The organism is Ruegeria sp. P8, from assembly GCF_056534665.1.
On the sequence record NZ_JBQERC010000019.1, the window covers coordinates 57,658 to 66,876 of the forward strand.

Below are 9,219 nucleotides of genomic sequence, written 5' to 3' on the forward strand. Positions count from 1 at the left end.
AGACGCGTTGACCACAAACCTGAAAGGTGACCCATGTCTTTCTCAAGCCGTTCTTCAATTTCGCGACGCCGCTTCCTTGCCACGACAACCGCTGGTGCGGCGGCAATTACCCTGCACCCGTTTTCGGTGGCGGCGGCCAATAGTCAGGCGCATCTGCGCATCATGGAAACCACCGATATCCATGTCCATGTGTTTCCTTATGATTATTATGCGGACAAACCCCGCGACACGGTGGGCCTGTCCCGCACAGCTTCGATCATCAACGAAATCCGATCTGAGGCGACAAACTCGATCTTGGTGGACAACGGCGATTTTCTGCAAGGCAATCCGATGGGCGACTACATCGCTTACGAGCGCGGCATGAAGGACGGCGACAGCCATCCCATCATCACGGCCTTCAATACGGTCGGGTATGATGCCGCGACGCTGGGCAATCACGAGTTCAACTACGGTCTGGAGTTCTTGGACAAGGCTTTGGCCGGTGCCGAGTTCCCTGTTGTTCTGGCAAACGTCGCCAAGGAAAAAGGTGCAAACCCGCGTGACGACAAGACCCTTGTTCAGGCCTATGCCATTCTCGACCGTGAAATCGAGATGGGCGACGGCACCAAACATCCGATCAGGATCGGTGTCATCGGTTTTACCCCGCCACAAATCGTGAACTGGGACCGCAGGCACCTGGAGGGCAATGTTCAGGCCCGCGATATCGTCGAGACGGCTCAGGCCTATGTGCCCGAGATGAAGGAACAGGGATGTGACCTGATCATCGCCCTGTCGCATTCGGGGATCGGGGGGGCCGATCATGAGGACGGCATGGAAAACGCATCGGTGGTTCTGGCAGGGGTCGACGGGATCGACGCGCTGGTCACCGGCCACAATCACCTGGTTTTCCCGTCACCGACATTTGCTGACCGCCCCGGGATCGACGTGGAAAAAGGCACGCTGATGGGCAAACCTGCCGTCATGGGCGGTTTCTGGGGGTCGCATCTTGGCCTGCTGGACCTGCTTTTGGAACGGGACGGCAATGAATGGCGCGTCGTTACCACAACTTCCGAGGCGCGACCGATTTCCAAACGTAACGAAGATCGATCAATCACCGCTCTGGTCGAAGATGATCAGAAGGTTCTGGAATCGGTTGCGAAAGCTCATGACGAAACGCTGGCCTATGTTCGGCGCGCGGTCGGCAAGACCTCGGCCCCGCTGCACAGCTATTTTGCGTTGGTCGCGGATGATCCGTCTGTGCAGATCGTCTCATTCGCGCAGAAATGGTATGTCGAAGACATGCTGAAAGGCACCGAGCATGAAGGGCTGCCAATCCTGTCTGCGGCAGCACCGTTCAAGGCTGGTGGCCGAGGGGGTCCGGAGTATTACACCGATGTCCCGGTCGGGGACGTTGCCATCAAGAACGTGGCCGATCTGTACCTCTATCCAAACACGGTCCGCGCTGTTCGCGTGAACGGGGCGCAGGTGCGTGGCTGGCTGGAACGCTCGGCCGGTATGTTCAATCAGGTCGAAGCTGGGTCCAAGGATGCGATCCTTCTGAACCCCGAGTTCCCATCGTACAATTTCGACGTGATGGACGGTGTGACCTATCAGATCGACCTGTCGCAACCGTCGCGCTTTGGACCAAAGGGCGAAGAGGTGAACCCCGACGCAGCACGGATCGTGAACCTTGCCTTCAATGGCGCGCCTGTTACGGATGACATGGAGTTCATCATTGCCACCAACAATTACCGTGCATCCGGTGGTGGCGCGTTCCCGGGCGCAATGGGCGACACGATCGTGTTCGAAGCACCGGACACCAACCGCGACGTCATTGTGCGCTACATTGTCGAACAGGGCACAATCGATCCCAAAGCGGATGCCAATTGGTCGTTTTCGCCGCTGGCGGACACCACGGTGTTGTTCGAGACGGGTCCAAAAGCCCGCGACTATATGGGCGACGTCAAAGGTGTGGCAATCGAGGACGCCGGGGAAGGCGCCGACGGTTTCGCAGCCTTCCGCATTAAGCTCTGATCCGAAAGAAATGTCGCAACGATAACCTGACCCGCCACCTTGGTAACTCGGTGGCGGGTTTGCGCTGAACACCCGTACAGTCGAAGGCATCTGCCCCTGCAGAGTCAGATGCTACATTTTCAATTGGCGTTCCCGACAAGCGTCTTCGCGGCAGGTCATAGAACTTAGCGAACCGTTGGATCGCCAACTGAACTTCTGCGCTCCCAGTTCTGTCAAAGAAGCTAAAAGGGTGAAGGCAGGGGCAAGTTGGTGAAATCTGTTTTCAAGGATCTCGCGGCAAAGGGAGATTGAATATCCTATGGCAGGAAAAAAGTAGTCGCCTGCTGAACGGCATCTTGTTTCTCAGTTTTATGCAAAGACGACGGGCTGCGATCTGTAGAGCACAGCAACAAAAGGTCTTTCAGCTTCTGAATGACATTCGATACCATGAAAGACTCCGCTATGTTGATTTTGAGTTCCTGTAATCCCGTCAGTTTGTTCAGTCTCATTTGTACCAGAGGCCGAATTGAAGATTTTGCCTTTCCCGTTACTTTCGTCAGCCTTTGAAGCCTGAGTGCAGTTGGATATTACAACGCCATCGGCCAATTCCAAATTCTATTGTACGCCGTGCGCCATCGGACTCGTTGTCTTACGTCGCACTTTGGGGTCTTCGTCGCTGTCTCGGCTAGCCTCATTTTACGAACTGGCGAGTTTTGACTGATCCGACGTGTCAACTCTCGGCCTTGATAGCAGCGATCACAATGTCGATTGCGTGGTCCAGATCCGTTTGTGAGATGGTCAGCGGCGGCGACAGTGTCAGAACGCATCCCTGACTGATCTTATAGCTCAAACCGGCCTCCAGACAGGCGTAGTAAATCCGTTCGGCACGCGCATTGCCCGGTATCTTTTCAACGCGATCATCAACGATTTCGACTCCGAACATCAAACCCCTTCCCCGGATGTCTCCGACGGTGGGTACGTTCTGAAGTTCGTCCATCAGACGACCAATTGCGTGCTCACCCAGCATGGCCGACCGATGAACCAACCCCTCATCTTCGATGATCTGAAGTGTTGTCAAAGCGGCCCGCGCGGTGACCGGGTTCTTTTCGTGTGTGTAATGACCAATGGCAAAATCCCCGCAGACATCCAATTGTTTGCGGGCAACACAAGCGGCAATGGGCAGGATACCACCGCCAAGCGCTTTTCCAAGCGTCACAATGTCGGGAATGATCTCGTCATGTTCAAAGGCGAACATCCTGCCGGTTTTGCCAAGGCCGGTCGGGATTTCATCCATGATCAAAAGCGCGCCGTGACGATTGCACGCCTCGCGCACGGATTTCCAAAACCCCGGCGGTGGCACATAGGGCACCGCACGCATGGGTTCGGCTATGACCGCCGCCACATCTCCTTCACGCTCCAGAACATATTCGACCATTTTCGCGCAGGCCAACCCGCAGGTTTCCGGTCCCGCGTGATTGTATGGGCACCGGTAGCAGGCGAAAGGCGCGACATGTTCAGTCCCCGACAAGAGGGGGCCCGCGATATGACTGCGGAACGTCGCCTCGCCACCGACGCTTGCGGCGCCGAAGCCCGCACCGTGGAAGGCATCCCAGAAGCTGATTGTTTTGAACCGACCGGTCGCGGCACGCGCGATTTTGAGGGCAACCTCGTTGGCGTCAGAGCCGCCAGTGGTAAAGAGCATCTTCCCCAGATCGCCAGGCACGATATCTGCCAGTTTTTCTGCCAAATCCACTGCCGGGTCATTGGTAAAGCGGCGGGGTGCAAAAGGAAGATCATCAAGTTGCGCTTTGATGGCGGCTATCAGACGCGGGTGCCCATAGCCTATGTGGTGCACCGAGTTGCCATGGAAATCCATGTACCGGCGACCCTCCATATCCTCGATCCAGATCCCCTCGGCCTTTGCAATAGTGCTGACGCAGGGTGATGACAGAGATTGATGCAGGAACACATCCGCATCGCGTTTGAGCAGAGGTGCCGACTTCGGTCCCATGGACTTTCGCAACCATGCCTTGCGCGCTTCGGATGTGTTTGATTCCCCTTCCGTGTGGACAATCTGTGGCATGTCCGCTCCTCATTTCTGTCATCAAAAGATGCGGGCCCCAAAAGGCCCGCCAGTATCAGGGAGGATTTGAAGCGTCCTTCCCGTCTGTGGGGAAAGGACGCAAGGTTTAGTTGGGCCAGGGCAGCGAATAGGTTTTGACGTTGGTGAAGAACTTCATCGCCTCGATAACGCCCTCTTTCACCCCGTTTCCGCTGTCCTTGATGCCGCCAAAGGGTGACATTTCAATGCGGTAACCCGGCTGTTCCCAGATGTTGCAGGTGCCGACATTCAATCCGTTGATAAAGGCGATGGCCCTGTTCAGGTCATTGGTGCATACCCCCGAAGACAGGCCGAACTCGGTCGAATTCGAGATCGCCATCACCTCTTCGTCGTTGTCTGGTACGCGCACGATCGGCACGATAGGACCGAAAGTTTCTTCCATCACCAGCTCGCTGTCATGGGGAACCTTGTCGACAACGATAGGCGGCAGCAATGCGCCCTGACGGCCCGGGTGATACAAGATTTCTGCACCCTCTTTCTCAGCCTGCAGAACGCGGTTCTCGAATATCTCCGCGGCTTTGTCGTGGATCACACACCCCAGCTCGGTTTCGGGGTCTTGCGGATCGCCGAATTTGATCTTCTTGGCCTTCTCCAGAACCAGCGGCACAAACTTGTCGGCCACACTTTCCTGCACGAGGATGCGCTTGACTGCCGTACACCGCTGACCGGAGTTTCCGGTCGCACCCGCCACTGCAATTGTTGCGGCTTTGTCCAAATCCGCATCGCTGAGGTCATTCAGAACGATCAGAGGATCATTACCCCCAAGTTCCAGCGCCTGCCGCTTGTAGACGCCTTTCTCAGCGATCAACTTGCCCACCGGCACACCCCCGGTGAAGGTGATGATGTCGATATGTTCATTGGTGATCATCTCATCGCCAATGTCAGCCGGCCAGCCGGTCACCACTTGGAACATCTCATGCGGCAGGCCTGCTTCATAAAGTATGTCGGCCAATGTCAGCGCGGTCAGCGGCGTCAGTTCCGTGGGCTTGCAAACCATGCAATTATTGGTCGCAATCGACGGCGCGATTTTGTGGCTAACCATATTCAAAGGGTGATTGAACGGGGTGATCGCACTGATTGCTTTCACCGGCTCTCGGGTGGTGAAAATCTTGCGGGCTTTGCCATTGTGGGTCAGATCGCAGGAAAAGATCTCGCCATCGTCCTTTAGCGCCTCAGCCGCCGCAAACTGATAAACATCCTGTGCGCGTTTGGTTTCGTAGATCGCATGCTGGTGGCAGATGCCCAGCTCCAACGTCAGCCATTTCGCAAGGTAATCGCGTTTCTCGCCGATCAGCTCGCCTGCGCGCTGCAAAATCTGGCTGCGCTCGTACCGGGTCAGTTTAGGTTTGTAATTCGCCGCGATTTCGAATGCCCTGCGTGCGTGTTCTGCGGTGCCAGCGGGAACATGGCCCACGACCTCGTTGGTGTACGGGTAAAGAACAGGAATGGTTTCATCGGTAAAGACGATTTCGCCACCGATCCGCATTCCTTCGTTACGTACTTCGATTTTCGACATGGTCTGGTCTTTCATGGCTTACTGTGCCGCCGCTGTAGTTGCGTAGAAAAAGGCATCAAAGTTGCGCAGCACGGGTTGGTTTGGCAGGTCGATGACACGGTTCACGATGAAGGGAACTTCTTGTTCCGTCAAACCACCATGGCTGCGCAGGGGCTCTTTGAGCGCTGCCAGATCGTGGCGATGCTCGGACGTTCCGATGCAAATGTTTTCGCCAGAAACCATCACAATGTCGCCAATCCGATCACCGGGCAATTCGAACCGTTCAATGGCCTGAGCCTTGGTCAGCACATGGGTGATCCCTTCGGTCGCCTTGAGTTTGGCAATGATGTCACTCTGATCCGCGCCATCCGGCAGGTAAGCGGTCGCGAACGAACCCAGTGCACCATGATGCACGACATAGGGGTCAGTGATCGGAAGGATGACCCGCGCCGCATCCTTGCCCAGCCATTCGTCCATCAGGTCCTGCACATAGACGACCGAAGGGGATCCATCTGCCAGGTGCTTAGGCTTCATGCCATGATCAGCCGTCACCACGATGGCGGCCCCCAATGCGTCCAACTCGCCCAGATAGCGGTCGAACATGGCGTAGAAATCAAGTGCGCCCTTTTGATCGGGTGCAAACTTGTGCTGGATATAGTCGGTAGTCGACAAATACATGACGTCGGGCTTGAACTCTTTCAGCAGCTTGACGCCAGCAGCAAAAACGAATTCCGACAGCTCGGCCGAGTATACCTCGGGCACGTCCATACCCAACCATTTGCTGGCATTGTCGATGCCATGTTCCTCAAGCGTCGTTTCGCCCGAACGCTCAGAAGAGAATGCAACCGCCCTGCCCTCGTCAAACTTCAGCCCGGCACCAAGCAGCGCGCGAAGCTTGTCCTTGGCGGTTACCATCGCCACGCGGAAACCTGCATCATAGAACTGTGAGAAGATGGTCGGCGCGCGCAGGAAGCGGACATCGTTCATCATAACCTCTTCACCGGTGTCGGGATCAATAAGGTAGTTGCCGCAGATTCCATGCACGATCGGCGGACGCCCGGTGGCAATCGAAAGATTGTTGGGGTTGGTGAACGACGGAATAACAGAATGCGCCAGACGGTCTGTACCTTCCTCCCGCATCCGTTTGAGGTTGGGCATCAGCCCTTTCGCAATCGCCACGTCGAGGTATTCAGGTTCACATCCATCAAGGCAGATGGCAATTGCGGGCACCTTCGGCGTTGGGTAGACGCGCTCATTTGCTTCGACAGGGGTTTGAATGGTCATCTGTGTTTTCCTTGATTTTTATGCGGCCAACTTGGCGCGTTCTTCCAGTGCCCGGAGAGGAGGCGCAGCGCTTGTCACGCCCATTTCTTCCAGAGATTCTTTTGCAGCGATCACAACTTTACGCATGACATCTTCGTCCATCTGGCCGATGCAACCGACGCGGAAACTGTCGACGACAGTCAGCTTGCCCGGGTAGATAATGAACCCTTTTTCTTTCATCCGGTTATAGAACTGATCAAAAACGAAATTCTCATCAGCCGGGCAGAAGAAGGTAACGATGATCGGGCTCAACCAACGATTATCCAGCAGTGTTTCGAAACCCAGTTCCCGCATGCCCGCGACCATGACGTCCCGGTTGCGGGTATAGCGGGCGCCTCGACCTGCAACACCGCCTTCGGCAGTGTGCGCCCGAAGTGCCTCGATGAAGGCCGCAACCACATGCGTCGGCGGGGTAAACCGCCACTGTCCCGTTTTGTTCATATGCGCCCACTGCGCATACACATCCAGAGACAGCGAATGACTGTTGCCTTTTGCGGCTTCCAGCTCGGTCTTGCGCGCCACGATGAACCCGAAACCCGGAACGCCCTCGATGCATTTGTTCGCCGAAGACACCATGGCCTCGTAACGAATTTCAGTTGGTTTGAGCTCAATCGCTCCAAAGGCGGACATCGAGTCAATCAAGAGCTTGCGCCCGGCGGCATATGTGACCTCCGAAATCTCTTCGACCGGGTTCAGGATGCCCGAGCTGGTTTCGCAGTGAATGGCGACGACATGCGTGATGTCCGGGTCATCCGCGAGAATGCGCGCAACCTCATCACCCCTCGGCGGCAGGTAATCGCCTTTGTCCAACACAACATGATCACGACCCAGGTACTGCAACGTTTGTGCTGAACGCTGCCCGTAGGCACCATTTGCCAATACCAACGCCTTTCCGTCTCGCGGAATAAAGGATGCCAGCATCGCCTCGACGGAAAACGATCCGCTGCCTTGCATCGGTACGCAATCGAACGCGTCGGCACCCTCGCCAAGCAGGTTCAGCAGGCTTGACCGCACCTCCCGCGTCATGGCGCGGAAATCATCGTCCCAGCTACCCCAGTCACGTAACATTGCCTCTTTGACCGCGTAGGACGTTGTCAAAGGACCGGGCGTCAAAAGGTAGGGTTCACCAAGGCGCGGTTGCTCTAATTTTGGTTTGGATGGCGTCATTACCAGGCTCCAGAACAGCGTTTTCAGGAACACAATTGCAGCAACGCTTGCTATATGTGAAATTGCAATTATCAATCTAATCATAGGCGCAGCCTATGCATTCATCTTCAGGGAACTGTAATGCGACACAGCCAGTTGAAAGCCTTTCATTACGTGGCCAAACATGGGGGATTTTCCCGTGCGGCAGAGGCTTTGTATCTGACCCAGCCAGCGATTTCAGAGCAGGTCCGAAAACTGGAACAGGATCACGACCTGTTGTTGTTCCAGCGTGAACGAAAACGCGTGAACCTAACGCCCGAAGGCGAACAGCTTTACCGATTCACCAAACAGTATTTCGAGATCGAAGATCAGATTGAGGATTACCTCTCTGAAACCAAAGCCGCGATCGATGGAGAATTAAGGATCATTGCCGATTCAGCGCATCACATGACATCTTTTCTGGCGCCGTTCCAAAAGAAATACCCTAAAATCACGATCACTGTGCGATCCGGCAACACCGAAGAAATCCTGGAAGAGCTTCGGTCTTACAATGCAGAGATCGGTGTTGTTGGCAGCCTGTCTCCTGGCAAGGACATGGACGTATTGAATTTGGGGTCCACTGAAATCGTGGCTTTTGCTGGCCAGGGCGTGCTTTTGGCATCAAAACCCACCCTGACCCTGAAGGAGCTGGCCGAGTTGCCCCTGATTTTCAGAGAGCACGGGTCAAAAACACGCGAGAAACTGGAAGAAGCAGCCGAGAAACAAGGTATCAGGTTAAACCCGGCGATTGTAGCTGAAGGCCGAGAAGCCGTTCGCGAACTTGTTGCCTCGGGTGCAGGTATCGGTTTTGTATCTCAGGCGGAATATGGGCACGATGATCGACTGCGGCAAATCAAATTGAAGGGTGTGAATTTGCAAATGGGTGAAAGCATGATCTCACTTTCCCAGCGTCGCGATGTCAAGATCATACGGGCGTTTATGGACTTTGCGGAGCGGGTTCTTGGGGAGAAGGAAACCCCCGCAGATATGTGATCTGCGGGGGTATTGAGTTTTTTGTGTGGATTACCTGCTGCGCCAGGCCTGTGTGCGGGCCAGGATGCCTTTTGATGCCATCAGATGAAAGATCCGGGCGGCTGCGTTG

6 protein-coding genes are annotated in these 9,219 nt (G+C 55.4%); 2 read left to right on the forward strand and 4 right to left on the reverse strand.

All coding sequences use genetic code 11. From position 1 onward, the window contains the following. The first annotated feature begins 33 nt into the window (after positions 1 to 33). The gene (locus tag ACR0BZ_RS17370; protein ID WP_480920861.1) at positions 34 to 2,013 is read left to right on the forward strand and encodes a bifunctional 2',3'-cyclic-nucleotide 2'-phosphodiesterase/3'-nucleotidase; all 1,980 of its coding nucleotides are present in this window, start codon (positions 34 to 36) and stop codon (positions 2,011 to 2,013) included. 709 nt (positions 2,014 to 2,722) lie between these two features. Here the strand turns inward: ACR0BZ_RS17370 and pbfA are convergent. The 4 genes from pbfA to ACR0BZ_RS17390 form a co-directional block, all read right to left on the reverse strand. Next, positions 2,723 to 4,075, reverse strand: coding sequence for a (R)-1-hydroxy-2-aminoethylphosphonate ammonia-lyase (gene pbfA / locus ACR0BZ_RS17375; protein WP_480920862.1), 1,353 nt, complete (start codon positions 4,073 to 4,075; stop codon positions 2,723 to 2,725). 106 nt (positions 4,076 to 4,181) lie between these two features. Continuing rightward, on the reverse strand, positions 4,182 to 5,645 hold the full coding sequence (phnY, locus tag ACR0BZ_RS17380) for a phosphonoacetaldehyde dehydrogenase (RefSeq protein ID WP_480477695.1): 1,464 nt from the start codon (positions 5,643 to 5,645) through the stop codon (positions 4,182 to 4,184). Positions 5,646 to 5,648: 3 nt separating this feature from the next. Continuing rightward, positions 5,649 to 6,893, reverse strand: coding sequence for a phosphonoacetate hydrolase (gene phnA, locus ACR0BZ_RS17385; RefSeq protein ID WP_480484613.1), 1,245 nt, complete (start codon positions 6,891 to 6,893; stop codon positions 5,649 to 5,651). An 18-nt stretch (positions 6,894 to 6,911) separates the two neighbouring features. Then, positions 6,912 to 8,099, reverse strand: coding sequence for a 2-aminoethylphosphonate--pyruvate transaminase (locus ACR0BZ_RS17390; RefSeq protein WP_480484612.1), 1,188 nt, complete (start codon positions 8,097 to 8,099; stop codon positions 6,912 to 6,914). Between the two features lie 120 nt (positions 8,100 to 8,219). Between ACR0BZ_RS17390 and ACR0BZ_RS17395 the strand changes: the two genes are divergently transcribed. Then, the gene (locus ACR0BZ_RS17395) at positions 8,220 to 9,110 is read left to right on the forward strand and encodes a LysR substrate-binding domain-containing protein (protein ID WP_480920863.1); all 891 of its coding nucleotides are present in this window, start codon (positions 8,220 to 8,222) and stop codon (positions 9,108 to 9,110) included. The last annotated feature ends 109 nt before the right edge of the window (positions 9,111 to 9,219 follow it).

Bases quoted from the DNA above. Each gene is read 5' to 3' on its own strand.
- ACR0BZ_RS17395 (WP_480920863.1), top strand. From the start codon at position 8,220: ATGCGACACAGCCAGTTGAAAGCCTTTCATTACGTGGCCAAACATGGG.
- phnY (WP_480477695.1), bottom strand. From the start codon at position 5,645: ATGAAAGACCAGACCATGTCGAAAATCGAAGTACGTAACGAAGGAATG.
- ACR0BZ_RS17370 (WP_480920861.1), top strand. From the start codon at position 34: ATGTCTTTCTCAAGCCGTTCTTCAATTTCGCGACGCCGCTTCCTTGCC.
- phnA (WP_480484613.1), bottom strand. From the start codon at position 6,893: ATGACCATTCAAACCCCTGTCGAAGCAAATGAGCGCGTCTACCCAACG.
- pbfA (WP_480920862.1), bottom strand. From the start codon at position 4,075: ATGCCACAGATTGTCCACACGGAAGGGGAATCAAACACATCCGAAGCG.
- ACR0BZ_RS17390 (WP_480484612.1), bottom strand. From the start codon at position 8,099: ATGACGCCATCCAAACCAAAATTAGAGCAACCGCGCCTTGGTGAACCC.